General features: G+C 53.8%; 12 protein-coding genes. 7 read left to right on the top strand and 5 right to left on the bottom strand.

Annotated features, from left to right (window positions below; genetic code table 11):
• Positions 1–20: 20 nt before the first annotated feature.
• Complete coding sequence (gene nudB / locus ACLJRH_RS02135) at positions 21–473, bottom strand: dihydroneopterin triphosphate diphosphatase (protein ID WP_000653693.1); 453 nt, start codon at positions 471–473, stop codon at positions 21–23.
• Positions 474–575: 102 nt separating this feature from the next.
• Positions 576–2,348, bottom strand: coding sequence for an aspartate--tRNA ligase (aspS, locus tag ACLJRH_RS02130; RefSeq protein ID WP_001258629.1), 1,773 nt, complete (start codon positions 2,346–2,348; stop codon positions 576–578).
• A 324-nt stretch (positions 2,349–2,672) separates the two neighbouring features.
• Between aspS and ACLJRH_RS02125 the strand changes: the two genes are divergently transcribed.
• The 5 genes from ACLJRH_RS02125 to cmoB are packed head-to-tail and all read left to right on the top strand — an operon-like array spanning position 2,673 to position 6,254.
• Positions 2,673–3,239: a hydrolase gene (locus tag ACLJRH_RS02125; protein ID WP_023137479.1), complete on the top strand. Its 567-nt coding sequence runs from the start codon at positions 2,673–2,675 to the stop codon at positions 3,237–3,239.
• Positions 3,236–4,054 carry a DUF72 domain-containing protein gene (locus ACLJRH_RS02120; protein WP_000639226.1) on the top strand — a complete coding sequence of 273 codons (819 nt, stop codon included), beginning with the start codon at positions 3,236–3,238 and terminating at the stop codon, positions 4,052–4,054. The genes ACLJRH_RS02125 and ACLJRH_RS02120 overlap by 4 nt, the downstream gene beginning before the upstream one ends.
• A gap of 52 nt (positions 4,055–4,106) precedes the next feature.
• On the top strand, positions 4,107–4,502 hold the full coding sequence (locus ACLJRH_RS02115; protein WP_000252975.1) for an MAPEG family protein: 396 nt from the start codon (positions 4,107–4,109) through the stop codon (positions 4,500–4,502).
• Between the two features lie 40 nt (positions 4,503–4,542).
• Complete coding sequence (gene cmoA, locus ACLJRH_RS02110) at positions 4,543–5,286, top strand: carboxy-S-adenosyl-L-methionine synthase CmoA (protein ID WP_000019609.1); 744 nt, start codon at positions 4,543–4,545, stop codon at positions 5,284–5,286.
• A complete protein-coding gene (gene cmoB / locus ACLJRH_RS02105; RefSeq protein ID WP_000569026.1) occupies positions 5,283–6,254 on the top strand; it encodes a tRNA 5-methoxyuridine(34)/uridine 5-oxyacetic acid(34) synthase CmoB in 972 nt (323 codons plus the stop codon). Before cmoA ends, cmoB begins: the two co-directional genes overlap by 4 nt.
• Before the next feature lie 235 nt (positions 6,255–6,489).
• Here cmoB and cutC read toward each other — a convergent pair whose 3' ends face one another.
• Both cutC and ACLJRH_RS02095 read right to left on the bottom strand, forming a co-directional pair.
• Positions 6,490–7,236 carry a copper homeostasis protein CutC gene (cutC, locus tag ACLJRH_RS02100; RefSeq protein WP_023137480.1) on the bottom strand — a complete coding sequence of 249 codons (747 nt, stop codon included), beginning with the start codon at positions 7,234–7,236 and terminating at the stop codon, positions 6,490–6,492.
• 19 nt (positions 7,237–7,255) lie between these two features.
• Positions 7,256–7,825 carry a VOC family protein gene (locus ACLJRH_RS02095; protein ID WP_000024796.1) on the bottom strand — a complete coding sequence of 190 codons (570 nt, stop codon included), beginning with the start codon at positions 7,823–7,825 and terminating at the stop codon, positions 7,256–7,258.
• Positions 7,826–8,061: 236 nt separating this feature from the next.
• Between ACLJRH_RS02095 and argS the strand changes: the two genes are divergently transcribed.
• The gene (argS, locus tag ACLJRH_RS02090) at positions 8,062–9,795 is read left to right on the top strand and encodes an arginine--tRNA ligase (protein WP_001025360.1); all 1,734 of its coding nucleotides are present in this window, start codon (positions 8,062–8,064) and stop codon (positions 9,793–9,795) included.
• 188 nt (positions 9,796–9,983) lie between these two features.
• The gene (mrdA, locus tag ACLJRH_RS02085) at positions 9,984–11,855 is read left to right on the top strand and encodes a penicillin-binding protein 2 (protein ID WP_000142867.1); all 1,872 of its coding nucleotides are present in this window, start codon (positions 9,984–9,986) and stop codon (positions 11,853–11,855) included.
• A gap of 53 nt (positions 11,856–11,908) precedes the next feature.
• On the opposite strand, the gene ACLJRH_RS02080 is transcribed toward mrdA, so the two are convergent.
• A complete protein-coding gene (locus ACLJRH_RS02080; protein ID WP_023137481.1) occupies positions 11,909–13,048 on the bottom strand; it encodes a glycoside hydrolase family 105 protein in 1,140 nt (379 codons plus the stop codon).
• Positions 13,049–13,259 lie beyond the last annotated feature (211 nt).

Raw genomic sequence — 13,259 nt, 5'->3', positions numbered from 1 at the left:
CTCAAAAAAAGCGCGCCTTTTCAGGCGACGTTAATGACAAACTCTTCAATCGCTTGCCGGTTACTCCAGGACTTGGTAAGCGCCGCCGCGTCAGGCGCATCAAGCCACTGGTACGTCAGATGTTCAGTGAATATCACCTGCCGCTCATGCGGTAACGCAAGGCAGAACCAGAATTCTGTATTGTGCATAACGCCCGGCGCATAGCGATGACGTAAATGTGAAAAAATTTCAAACTCCACCGTACGTTGGCAGTCGATTAAGGTCAGTTGCTCTGCCGCAACATCAATCGTGACCTCCTCTTTGACTTCACGCACGGCGGCCTGCAACGCGGTCTCCCCTTCTTCTATGCTGCCAGTCACTGACTGCCAAAAATCCGGGTCGTCGCGTCGCTGCAACATTAGCACCCGTTTCGTATCCTGCGCGAAAATAACCACCAGGACCGAAACGGGGCGCTTGTACACTTTATCCTTCACGCGACCTCGTTGTTGGCTGTTGGGTGACGCCGCGCATTGATGAGGCTCCCCCTTGCGGGCCGCCGCGATATCACGCGAATGATGTCGTGTACATTGTTCATATCAGTTATTCTCGGCTTTCTTCACAACCTGAATACCCAACTCCGTCAACGCTGCCTGGTTGGCGAAACTCGGCGCTTCGGTCATCAGACACGCGGCGGCGGTCGTTTTCGGGAAGGCGATAACATCACGAATATTGTCGGTGCCGGTCAACAGCATGGTCAGACGGTCCAGACCAAACGCCAGGCCCGCATGCGGCGGCGTACCGTATTTCAACGCATCCAACAGGAAGCCGAACTTTTCGCGCTGCTCCTGCTCATTGATACCGAGAATACCAAATACGGTTTGCTGCATTTCACCGTTGTGAATACGCACCGAACCGCCGCCCACTTCATAGCCGTTAATCACCATATCGTAAGCGTTAGCGACGGCTTCTTCCGGCGCAGTTTTCAGTTCAGACGCCGTCATGTCACGCGGGGCGGTGAACGGATGGTGCATCGCGGTCAGACCGCCTTCGCCGTCGTCTTCGAACATCGGGAAGTCAATCACCCACAGCGGCGCCCATTTGTCTTCGTCGGTCAGGCTCAGGTCTTTGCCCAGTTTCAGACGCAGCGCGCCCAGCGCATCGGCAACCACTTTTTTGTTATCTGCGCCGAAGAAGATCATGTCGCCGTCCTGCGCGCCGGTACGTTCAAGGATAGCGTCGACGATGTCGGCGGTCAGGAACTTGGCCACCGGACTGTTAATCCCGTCCAGACCTTTCGCGCGCTCGTTAACTTTGATATACGCCAGGCCTTTCGCGCCGTAGATCTTAACAAAGTTACCGTAATCGTCGATCTGCTTACGGCTAAGCTGTGCGCCGCCCGGCACACGCAGCGCTGCCACGCGGCCTTTCGGATCGTTAGCCGGGCCCGCGAAGACCGCGAACTCTACCGATTTCAGCAGGTCAGCGACATCTACCAGCTCCATCGGGTTACGCAGGTCTGGCTTGTCGGAACCGTAGCGACGTTCCGCTTCGGCAAACGTCATGACCGGGAAATCCCCCAGATCCACGCCTTTCACTTCCAGCCACAAATGGCGCACCAGCGCTTCCATCACTTCGCGCACCTGTGGCGCGGTCATGAAGGAGGTCTCGACGTCGATCTGAGTAAACTCCGGCTGACGGTCAGCACGTAAGTCTTCATCACGGAAGCATTTGACTATCTGATAGTAACGGTCGAAACCGGACATCATCAGGAGCTGTTTGAACAGCTGCGGCGACTGCGGCAGCGCGTAGAATTTACCTTTGTGCACGCGCGAAGGCACCAGATAGTCGCGCGCGCCTTCCGGCGTGGCTTTGGTCAGCATCGGCGTTTCAATATCAAGGAAACCGTGATCGTCCATAAAACGACGCACCAGGCTGGTAATTTTGGCGCGAGTTTTCAGGCGCTGCGCCATTTCCGGACGACGCAAATCCAGATAGCGGTACTTGAGACGCGCCTCTTCGGTATTAACGTGGTTAGCGTCAAGCGGCAGTGAGTCTGCGCGGTTGATGATAGTGAGAGAGGACGCCAGCACTTCAATTTCGCCGGTCGCCATATCCGCATTGACGTTTTTCGCGTCACGCGCACGCACGGTGCCCGTAACCTGAATGCAGAACTCATTACGCAGTTCAGAGGCCAGCTTTAACGCGTCCGCACGATCCGGATCGAAGAACACCTGCACAATACCTTCGCGGTCGCGCATATCGATAAAGATCAGGCTGCCAAGATCACGACGACGGTTGACCCAACCACACAGAGTCACCTGCTGCCCCACGTGGGACAGACGTAGCTGTCCGCAATATTCTGTACGCATGAGATATCCCTTAACTTAGCCGCAGGCGGATTGTTGCCTGCCATGCAGGCGACGAAGTCGCAGCTTTAGCTGTATGTCACAACTGGATGAAAAAAGGCGGCTATTATACTGGAAATTCTGCCGCACGATAAGAGTCAATCCAGCATGGGAGCGATAACTTGCCCGTTTCATGCGGTATCGACACTTGGTTCATACTGACTGTACCCGGGTTTTTCACGCGGGTATTGCGTATGCTCACAAAAATTAAAAATATTTGTCGCCGCTTTCCTCTTTAATCGCGCTTAAGGTGTAGTGAAATCCGCTATTTTTAGGAGAGTGATTATCATGCTGAAACTCAACGCGACCACAACCGCCCTGGTGGTTATTGATTTACAGGAAGGAATTCTTCCGTTTGCCGGCGGCCCGTATACGGCAAATGAGGTGGTCGCCCGCGCCGCGCGGCTGGCGGAAAAGTGTCGTGCCAACGGCTCTCCCGTGGTTATGGTACGCGTCGGATGGTCTGATGATTATGCCGAGGCGTTAAAACAGCCGGTGGATGCCGCAACGCCTGCGCACGCGTTGCCGGAAAACTGGTGGACCTGGCCTACGGCATTGGGTAAAAAGGACTGCGATCTGGAAGTGACTAAACGCCAGTGGGGCGCGTTTTACGGCACCGACCTGGAATTACAGCTTCGACGCCGGGGTATCGACACCATCATATTGTGCGGGATCTCAACCAATATCGGCGTCGAATCCACAGCGCGTAACGCCTGGGAGTTAGGATTTAACCTTATTATTGCCGAAGATGCCTGTAGCGCAGCCAGCAGTGAGCAACATCAGAGCAGTATGACGCATATTTTCCCGCGCATTGGCCGGGTACGCAGCGTAGAGGATATTTTAAACGCCTTATGATCTACATTGGCTTGCCGCAATGGTCGCACCCGAAATGGGCGCGGCTCGGCATCACCAGTCTGGAAGAGTATGCCCGCCACTTTAATTGCGTGGAGGGCAACACCACGCTTTACGCGCTGCCGAAAGCAGAAATTGTCGATCGCTGGTATGCGCAAACTACGGACGATTTCCGTTTTTGCTTTAAATTTCCCGCCACCATTTCTCACCAGGCCGCGCTGCGCCATTGCGACGATCTGGTACAGGCGTTTTTTACCCGCCTGGCGCCGCTGGAAACGCGTATTGGCCAATACTGGCTGCAGTTGCCCGCCGCCTTTGGACCGCGCGATCTCCCCGCCTTATGGCAGTTTCTTGATGCGCTCCCCGCCACGTTTACCTATGGCGTAGAAGTTCGTCATCCGTGTTTTTTTGACAAAGGTGAGGATGAACAGCGGCTCAATCGCGGGTTACACGCGCGCGGCGTAAACCGCGTGATCCTGGATAGTCGTCCGGTACATGCCGCCCATCCCCACAGCGAGGCCGTCCGCGACGCGCAGCGAAAAAAACCCAAAGTCCCGGTACATGCAGTCGTGACGGCCAGCCACCCGATGGTGCGTTTTATCGGTAGCGATAATATGGCGCAAAACCGTGAGTTTTTCGCCGCCTGGTTGCAGAAACTCCCGCAGTGGCGGCAGACCACCACGCCTTTTTTGTTTTTACATACTCCGGATATCGCGCAGGCGCCGGAACTGGTGAATACGCTTTGGCATGATTTACGCAGCGTCTTACCGGAAATCGGCACTGCTCCGTCCATTCCACAGCAATCTTCTCTTTTCTGAAAATGCCCCCTATCATAGACAGTGCCATCAGCCATTTTAAAAGGGAGTTTGTATGGTAAGCGCGCTGTATGCCGTTTTGGGTGCGTTATTATTAATGAAGTTCTCTTTTAATGTCGTTCGCTTGCGAATGCAGTACCGTGTCGCCTATGGCGACGGCGGTTTTAGCGAATTGCAAAGCGCCATCCGTATTCATGGCAACGCGGTGGAATATATTCCTGTCGCGCTGGTGCTGCTGCTGTTTATGGAAATGAACGGCGCCGAAACGTGGATGGTGCATATCTGCGGCATCATTTTAATCGCCGGTCGGCTGATGCATTATTACGGTTTTCACCACCGCCTGTTCCGCTGGCGGCGGGCGGGGATGAGCGCGACCTGGTGCGCATTGTTGCTGATGGTGCTGGCAAACCTGTGGTATATGCCCTGGGAGTTGGTTTTCTCCCTGTATTAGCGCACAATATGCGCCTTTATTTTTCCCGGATGTATACGTTATGTCTCACCGCGACACGCTTTTTTCTGCGCCTATCGCCCGTCTCGGCGACTGGACTTTTGATGAACGAGTAGCCGAAGTTTTTCCCGACATGATTCAGCGTTCGGTACCAGGCTACTCCAACATCATCTCCATGATCGGCATGTTAGCTGAACGCTTTGTGCAGCCGAACACGCAGGTCTACGATCTGGGCTGCTCGCTGGGTGCCGCGACGCTGTCTGTTCGGCGTAATATCCGCCATGAGCATTGTCGCATTATCGCCGTCGATAACTCCCCGGCCATGATTGAACGCTGCCGCCGTCATATTGATGCGTATAAAGCGCCTACGCCGGTTGAAGTCGTTGAAGGCGATATCCGCGATATCACTATTGAAAACGCCTCGATGGTGGTGCTGAATTTTACCCTGCAATTCCTTGAACCTGCCGAACGCCAGGCATTGCTGGATAAGATTTACCTGGGGTTGAATCCCGGCGGCGCGCTGGTACTGTCGGAAAAATTTAGCTTTGAAGACGCGAAAGTGGGCGAGCTGTTATTCAACATGCACCACGATTTTAAACGCGCTAATGGGTACAGCGAACTGGAGATCAGCCAGAAGCGCAGTATGCTGGAAAACGTGATGCTCACCGACTCGGTGGAAACACATAAAGCGCGCCTGCGTCAGGCGGGTTTCGAACACAGTGAACTGTGGTTCCAGTGCTTTAATTTCGGGTCGCTTGTCGCGTTAAAAGCCGGAGTTGCCGCATGATCGAGTTTGGTAACTTTTATCAGCTCATTGCTAAAAATCATCTCTCCCACTGGCTGGAAACATTGCCCGCGCAGATTGCCGCCTGGCAACGCGAGCAGCAGCATGGCTTGTTTAAACAGTGGTCGAACGCGGTAGAATTTTTACCGGAAATTACGCCCTGGCGGCTGGATTTACTGCACAGTGTCACGGCGGAAAGCGAAACGCCGCTCAGCGAAGGTCAGCTAAAGCGTATTGATACATTGCTGCGTAATCTGATGCCGTGGCGTAAAGGCCCGTTCTCGCTTTATGGCGTAGATATTGATACCGAATGGCGCTCCGACTGGAAGTGGGATCGCGTACTGCCGCATCTGTCAGATTTAACCGGCCGGACGATCCTTGATGTCGGCTGCGGCAGCGGCTATCACCTGTGGCGGATGATTGGCGCGGGCGCACATCTGGCGGTCGGCATCGATCCTACACAGCTTTTCCTCTGCCAGTTTGAGGCGGTGCGTAAACTGTTGGGTAACGATCAGCGCGCGCATCTGCTGCCGTTAGGCATTGAACAACTCCCGGCGCTGAAAGCATTTGATACCGTCTTCTCAATGGGGGTGCTTTATCACCGTCGCTCGCCGCTGGAGCATCTGTGGCAGTTAAAAGATCAGTTGGTCAACGAGGGTGAACTGGTACTGGAAACGCTGGTCGTCGACGGCGACGAAAATACCGTTTTGGTGCCGGGTGACCGCTACGCGCAGATGCGTAACGTCTATTTTATTCCTTCCGCGCCGGCATTAAAAAAATGGCTGGAAAAATGCGGCTTTATTGACGTGCGTATCGCCGATGTCTGCGTCACTACCACCGAAGAGCAACGCCGTACCGAATGGATGGTTACCGAGTCGCTGGCCGATTTCCTTGACCCGAACGATCGCAGCAAGACGGTGGAAGGCTATCCCGCCCCGCAGCGCGCGGTGCTGATTGCGCGTAAACCGTGATGGATTGCCGAATGACCGTTACGTATAGCACCGTTTCTCCAAAATAGTTCAAGTTGCAGCAAGGCGGCAACGCAGCAAATCCCCGGGAACGTAGGTAGCTACGTGACCGGGGTGCGCGAGGCGGCCAACGCTGCTGCGGCTTGAAATATGAAGGAGAAAAAAAGGCCCCTGTTGAATTGGCAGGGGCCTGGTACGAGCAAGCATCATATTGGGCGACATGATGCAACGGTAAAAATCATTTGGCCTGATGGCGAACAATGATTCCTTTCATTTCAGCGACCGCCGCACCCTCTACCCTATAGCGAGAATACTCGTCCGCCTGTATATCGGCAGACATCGATAACCCCTGATTGCGATAGCGCATCGGCGAAGGCAGTAAAACTCCGGCGGAACTGTGTACTTCCCGTACTCCGGCATCGAGGAAATTCTGCAGGTTATTTGCACGAACCCCCGCACCAGCCATAATGATTGGAGCATCCCCCTGGGCAATAAGTTCCATAATTATTGATAAACCTTGCGCCGCATCGGCTTTTTGCCCGGAAGTCAGTACTCTTGCTACGCCTGCGTCAGCCAGATTCTTTAGCGCATTGAAGGGATTAGCGCACATATCGAAGGCGCGGTGGAATGTCACCGCCAGCGGTCCGGCCGCCGCCATTATTTTTTCCATTCGCGACATATCGACATCCCCATCAACGGTCAACACGCCAGTAACCAGCCCAGGAAAACCCAACTCTCTGACGAGGCGGATATCTTCCAGCATGGCGGCAAATTCGCCGTCAGTGTAGTAAAAATCCCCGCCACGAGGACGAATAATCGGATGTACGGGAATCGTAATATGCTCGCGCACGCTGCGTAAGACGCCGAAAGAAGGCGTAAGCCCGCCTTCTTTCGGCGCGGCGCACAGTTCGATACGATCCGCGCCGTTTCGCTGCGCGGTGAACGCGCATTCCATGCTGTAACAACAGATCTCAAGTAACGCCATATTCACTCCGCTCGGCAGGTTAATGGGCCGCCTGTTCGCTGGCGACAATCGCTTCAATCGACCATGGATGAAATTTTACCGTGACGCGGCCATCGGTCACGGCCAGCGTAGGGTTTGGCAAACGTTCATGCTCGCCCTGTGGCGAACTGGTTTTAACCACGATCCCCGGCTGACTAAGCCCCTCATCCGACAACAACGCGAGAGCCCGCGCGTTCAAGGTCTCCGGCTCGCCGGGCAGCACGATTTCAATATGCTCCCACCCTTCGTGTGGATAGCGTTTTTCTCCCGGCCACGGTAATTCAATAACAGAAAACCGCCAGTGTTCTACACATACCGGTTCATGCAGTTTAAACAGACAAATCGGCCTGCCGTTGATGATATTTTCCGACAGTAGCTCGCCGCATTGTTCAAAACCGCGACGCCAACGCTCCGCCGTCGTATTCTGGTGACAGCGCAATGAAATGTGATCGGCCTCAAGGGCGCTGATCTGCAGACCAAGGCGAGTGGAAAGTTCTCTGAACGCCAGAGTGAATCGCGGTAAATCTGCGGAAATATCATGCAGTTCATCAATGTGTTGCCAGTTCGCCATATCAGGACGCTCTTCTTGCTGTGAAAACCGCTAATTTACGCTGTTGCGCCCCGGCAACCAACCTTTGATTTGATTGGGCGTTTATTGAATGCTTATGCAGATTATTGTTGCGTATATTTCAGGCGACGCGCCGCGCGCGCAATGCTGACGCCAACGGGCATTTGCAGTATACTCCCGCCCTAATTCTTAAACTGGCGCGGGCAATACAGTCCGCTTCATAAACGTAAGGTATTCCGGTGAATATTCAGGCTCTTCTCTCAGAAAAAGTTAGTCAGGCCATGATTGCTGCAGGCGCGCCTGCAGATTGCGAGCCCCAGGTTCGTCAGTCAGCCAAAGTTCAGTTCGGCGACTATCAGGCCAACGGCATGATGGCAGTTGCGAAAAAACTGGGTATGGCCCCCCGACAACTTGCAGAGCAGGTGCTGACTCATCTGGATCTCAGCGGCATCGCCAGCAAGGTTGAAATCGCCGGCCCTGGCTTTATCAATATTTTCCTCGAACCGGCTTTTCTCGCTGAACAGGTGCAGCAGGCGCTGGCCTCCGATCGTCTGGGCGTTTCTCAGCCGACTCGCCAGACGATTGTCGTCGACTACTCCGCGCCCAACGTCGCGAAAGAGATGCACGTTGGTCATCTACGCTCCACGATTATCGGCGATGCGGCTGTGCGCACGCTGGAGTTTCTGGGCCATCATGTTATTCGCGCTAACCACGTCGGCGACTGGGGCACCCAGTTCGGTATGCTGATCGCCTGGCTGGAAAAACAGCAGCAGGAAAACGCGGGCGACATGGCGCTGGCGGATCTCGAAGGATTCTACCGCGATGCGAAAAAGCATTATGACGAAGATGAAGCGTTTGCCGAGCGCGCGCGTAACTACGTCGTCAAATTGCAGAGCGGTGATACCTATTTCCGTGAGATGTGGCGTAAGCTGGTTGACATCACGATGACGCAAAACCAGATCACCTATGATCGTCTGAACGTCACTCTGACGCGTGACGATGTGATGGGCGAAAGTCTGTATAATCCGATGCTGCCGGGCATCGTCGCCGATCTGAAAGCCAAAGGCCTGGCGGTTGAAAGCGAAGGCGCAACGGTGGTTTTCCTTGATGAGTTTAAAAACAAGGAAGGCGACCCGATGGGCGTCATTATTCAGAAGAAAGATGGCGGTTATCTGTATACCACTACCGATATCGCCTGCGCCAAATACCGTTACGAAACGCTGCACGCCGACCGCGTGCTCTACTACATTGACTCCCGTCAGCACCAGCACCTGATGCAAGCCTGGACCATTGTGCGCAAAGCCGGTTATGTGCCGGATTCCGTTCCGCTGGAACACCACATGTTCGGCATGATGTTGGGTAAAGACGGTAAACCGTTTAAAACTCGCGCGGGCGGTACGGTGAAACTGGCGGACCTGCTGGATGAGGCGCTGGAGCGCGCGCGTCGTCTGGTGGCGGAGAAGAACCCGGATATGCCGGCTGACGAGCTGGAAAAACTGGCTAACGCCGTCGGTATTGGCGCGGTGAAATACGCCGATCTGTCAAAAAACCGCACCACTGACTATATCTTCGACTGGGATAATATGTTGGCTTTCGAAGGCAATACCGCTCCTTATATGCAGTATGCCTATACGCGTGTGCTGTCTGTTTTCCGTAAAGCGGACATCGACGAGCAGGCGCTGGCGAGCGCGCCGGTTATCATTAGCGAAGATCGCGAAGCGCAACTCGCTGCCCGTCTGCTGCAGTTTGAAGAAACCCTGACGGTGGTCGCGCGTGAAGGTACGCCGCACGTCATGTGCGCGTATCTGTATGACGTCGCCGGGCTGTTCTCCGGCTTCTACGAGCACTGCCCTATTCTCAGCGCCGAGAATGATGCGGTTCGCAATAGCCGCCTAAAACTGGCGCAACTGACGGCGAAGACGCTGAAACTGGGTCTGGATACGTTGGGTATCGAAACCGTAGAACGCATGTAAACGCGTCGTCGTTAACATCATCAGGCCTGATTCCGGGGAACGGACTCAGGCCTTTTTATTGCCACAGCGGTATATCTGTAACAAATCACAAGGAATGACACATTTCTATAGAGAGATGGAACATCTTTTACCTGTGCTGGCGCTGACCGCCCCGTATCATTAGGCGGCGGATTGTTCAGGTACAGGTAATGACTTTTAAAGACTTTGATGCGGAAGAGAAACTCTTCCTGAGACGTGTGATTGTGGCGTTTGGTGTAGTGGTTGTCTGCTTTGGTATCCTGATCTTCAACCTCTATAACTTGCAAATCCGTCAGCACCACTACTACACCACCCGTTCGAATGAGAACGATATCAAGATGCTACCCGTCGCGCCCACGCGCGGCATTATTTACGATCGCAACGGCATTCCGCTGGTGCGTAACGTAACCTGGTATGATATCGCGGTTACGCCCTATAAAATTGCCGATATGGATGCGCTGCTAAAACAGCTCACCCCTATTGTTGATCTCTCCCCCGATGATATCGCCGACTTTCGCCGTGCGCTAAAATCCAGTAGCCGCTATCGTCCGGTGGTGCTCAAAAACGCGCTAACGGATGTTGAAATCGCACGCTTTGCGGTCAATCAGTTTCATTTCAACGGCGTCACGATCAATAGCTATCAGGATCGGCAGTATCCTTACGGCGCGGAGCTGGCGCATGTTCTCGGTTACGTGTCAAAGATAAACGATAACGACCTTAAAGCGCTGGATAAAAAAGGGCTGGCAGAGAATTACGCGGCGGACCATAACATCGGTAAACAGGGGATTGAGCGTTACTACGAAAACGATCTTCATGGCAAAACCGGTTATCAGGAGGTCGAGGTGGATAATCACGGGCGTATTGTCCGCCTGCTGAAAGACGTTCCTCCCATCGCGGGTAAGAATATTCACCTGACGCTGGATCTCCATTTACAAGAGTACATTGAAAGTTTGCTGGCCGGGCAGCGTGCTGCCGTACTGGTTGAAGATCCGCACGATGGTTCAGTGCTGGCGATGGTATCTATGCCCAGCTACGACCCGAACCCCTTTGTAAAAGGCATTAGCTATCAGGATTACGGCAAACTGCTGCACGATAAAAATCTGCCGCTGATCAACCGCGTGACGCAAGGGCTTTATCCCCCGGCGTCAACGGTTAAACCCTATATGGCGATGTCCGCGCTGTTATGCGGGATTATTACGCCGCAAACCACCTTCTTTGGCGCGCCAACCTGGACGCTTCCCGGCACGCAGCGGCATTACCGGGACTGGAAAAAAACCGGACACGGTATGCTGGATGTCACTAAAGCGATTGAGGAATCTGCGGATACCTTTTTCTATCAGGTCGCTTATATGATGGGTATTGACCGTATCGACACGATGTTGTCTCAGTTCGGCTATGGCAAACCGACGGGCATCGACCTAAATGAAGAGTATGACGGGCTGCTTCCCAGCCGCGCATGGAAACAGCGGGTCCATAAAAAAGCCTGGTATCAGGGCGATACCATCTCTGTCGGCATCGGCCAGGGTTACTGGATTGCCACCCCCATCCAGATGGTAAAAGCGATGGTGGCGCTCATCAACAACGGTAAGGTGATTGCCCCTCACCTGTTACTCAATGAAGAGAGCGGCAAAACGGTGGTTCCGTATCGCCCTTCAGGAACACCGGCACAGATAGCCGATCCGGCGTCGCCATACTGGGGACTGGTGCGTCAGGCGATGTATGGCATGGCGAATGCACCCAACGGAACGGGCTATAAGTTCTTTCACACAGCGCCCTACGGCATTGCGGCCAAAAGCGGCACGTCGCAGGTATTTAGCCTGAAAGAAAATCAGACCTACAACGCGAAAATGATCCCCATTCGCCTGCGCGATCATGTGTTTTATACCGCTTTTGCACCGTATAAAAACCCTAAGGTCGCTATTGCCTTGATTCTGGAAAACGGCGGAAGCGACGGCGTTACCGCCGCGCCCATCATGCGAAAAATCCTTGACCACCTGTTTGATCCACAGGCTGATACCACGCAGCCAGGTCAGGTGCCATAGTCAAATAAGCAAAGCGCCATCAGACAAGGATACGCCCGGAATATCCGCATACATCAGAAATAGTTACGCAGATATTCCGTCAAACACAGCATTGCCATCGCCTGCCCGTAAGGCATAGAGGTCAACGGAATGTGACGGTAAAAATCGAGATCGTGGCCCATGCCAGTGCCAAATGACGTTTGCAGCAGTTCGCCTTCCGGCGAGATATGTTTCACTATCCCCCGAATAGCTTGTTCCGCCACCTGCGCATAGTGCCGTTCGACATAGCGTTTGCGCACCGCTTTAAGAATACCGTAGGCAAAACCCGCCGTCGCCGACGCCTCAAGATAAGAGTGCGGATCGTCAAGCAGCGTATGCCACAAACCGCTTTCATCCTGACATTTCGCCAGCGCGGCGATCTGCGCATTCAGTACCTGGATCAGGTAACGGCGCACGGCATTATTTTCCGGCAAGTCCAGCAGTTCAAGAAAATCCGGGATCACAATGGTCAGCCAACTGTTGCCGCGCGCCCAGCGAGCGTTAGCGAAGTTATGATGACCGTCATAGCTCCAGCCGTGGAACCACAGCCCCGTCTCTTTATCCATCAAATTCTGCACGTGTAGCAGGAACTGATAGGTTGCCTCTTCCACATATTCCGGCCGGTTCAGCAGCTTACCGATTTTCGCCAGCGGTAGCACCGTCATCATTAGCGTGTCGTCCCACATCTGCTGATGATTTTCCTCCGCCAGCGTGATGTGCTGCATTCCGCCGTGATCGGTACGGGGCATTTCATTCATCGCCCATTCGGCCCACGTTTCCAGCCACGGTAAATACGCTGGATTACGCGTCTCTTCATAGCGATACGCCAGCGTTAAAAACGGCGCCATCGTATTAACGTTTTTCGTCGTCGCGCCTTCCGCAAAACGATCAGCAAACCAGTCATCAATGATCTTACGCATCGTCTGGTCGCCGGTCTGTTGGTAATAGTGATACATTCCGTACAGGCCCACGCCGTGCGTCCACTCCCATCCGGCCCAGCCTTTAGTATCGATCACGCGTCCATCGTCCAGTCGCAATAAAAATTCGCCTGTCTCATCTTTAATATTGACCAGGTTATGCGTCACCTTTTGCACCAGGGCTTTTAGTTCATCTCTGGCGATAAAATGCTCAGGCTGACGCAATAGCGGACTGTGTTTGACTGGATAAACCATCATTTGCTTAACCTCTGTGTAATGTCGAATTCAGTGCTGCGTGCAGTTTTACCGCCGACGCAGTCGATTCGCTACAGTAAAAGCTAAGCTGGGCGGAAACCTTTTTGTTTCTGCCATTGCCAGAGCGTAAATGGCAAAAACGCAAAGAGTTCGGCAACCTACCTCACCATTTTATAAAACGGTGTTTCTATTTATTCAAAAAGAGAGTCAGGTC

It is taken from the genome of Salmonella sp. SAL04162 (assembly GCF_046551535.1).
Lineage (GTDB): Bacteria > Pseudomonadota > Gammaproteobacteria > Enterobacterales > Enterobacteriaceae > Salmonella > Salmonella enterica.
The sequence above is the reverse complement of the archived record's forward strand: the minus strand, read 5'-3'. Positions and strand labels throughout refer to the sequence as shown.

Excerpts from the sequence above, each read along its gene's own strand:
- aspS (WP_001258629.1), bottom strand. The coding sequence starts at position 2,348 with ATGCGTACAGAATATTGCGGACAGCTACGTCTGTCCCACGTGGGGCAG.
- ACLJRH_RS02125 (WP_023137479.1), top strand. The coding sequence starts at position 2,673 with ATGCTGAAACTCAACGCGACCACAACCGCCCTGGTGGTTATTGATTTA.
- ACLJRH_RS02120 (WP_000639226.1), top strand. The coding sequence starts at position 3,236 with ATGATCTACATTGGCTTGCCGCAATGGTCGCACCCGAAATGGGCGCGG.
- ACLJRH_RS02115 (WP_000252975.1), top strand. The coding sequence starts at position 4,107 with ATGGTAAGCGCGCTGTATGCCGTTTTGGGTGCGTTATTATTAATGAAG.
- cmoA (WP_000019609.1), top strand. The coding sequence starts at position 4,543 with ATGTCTCACCGCGACACGCTTTTTTCTGCGCCTATCGCCCGTCTCGGC.
- cmoB (WP_000569026.1), top strand. The coding sequence starts at position 5,283 with ATGATCGAGTTTGGTAACTTTTATCAGCTCATTGCTAAAAATCATCTC.
- cutC (WP_023137480.1), bottom strand. The coding sequence starts at position 7,236 with ATGGCGTTACTTGAGATCTGTTGTTACAGCATGGAATGCGCGTTCACC.
- ACLJRH_RS02095 (WP_000024796.1), bottom strand. The coding sequence starts at position 7,825 with ATGGCGAACTGGCAACACATTGATGAACTGCATGATATTTCCGCAGAT.
- mrdA (WP_000142867.1), top strand. The coding sequence starts at position 9,984 with ATGACTTTTAAAGACTTTGATGCGGAAGAGAAACTCTTCCTGAGACGT.
- ACLJRH_RS02080 (WP_023137481.1), bottom strand. The coding sequence starts at position 13,048 with ATGATGGTTTATCCAGTCAAACACAGTCCGCTATTGCGTCAGCCTGAG.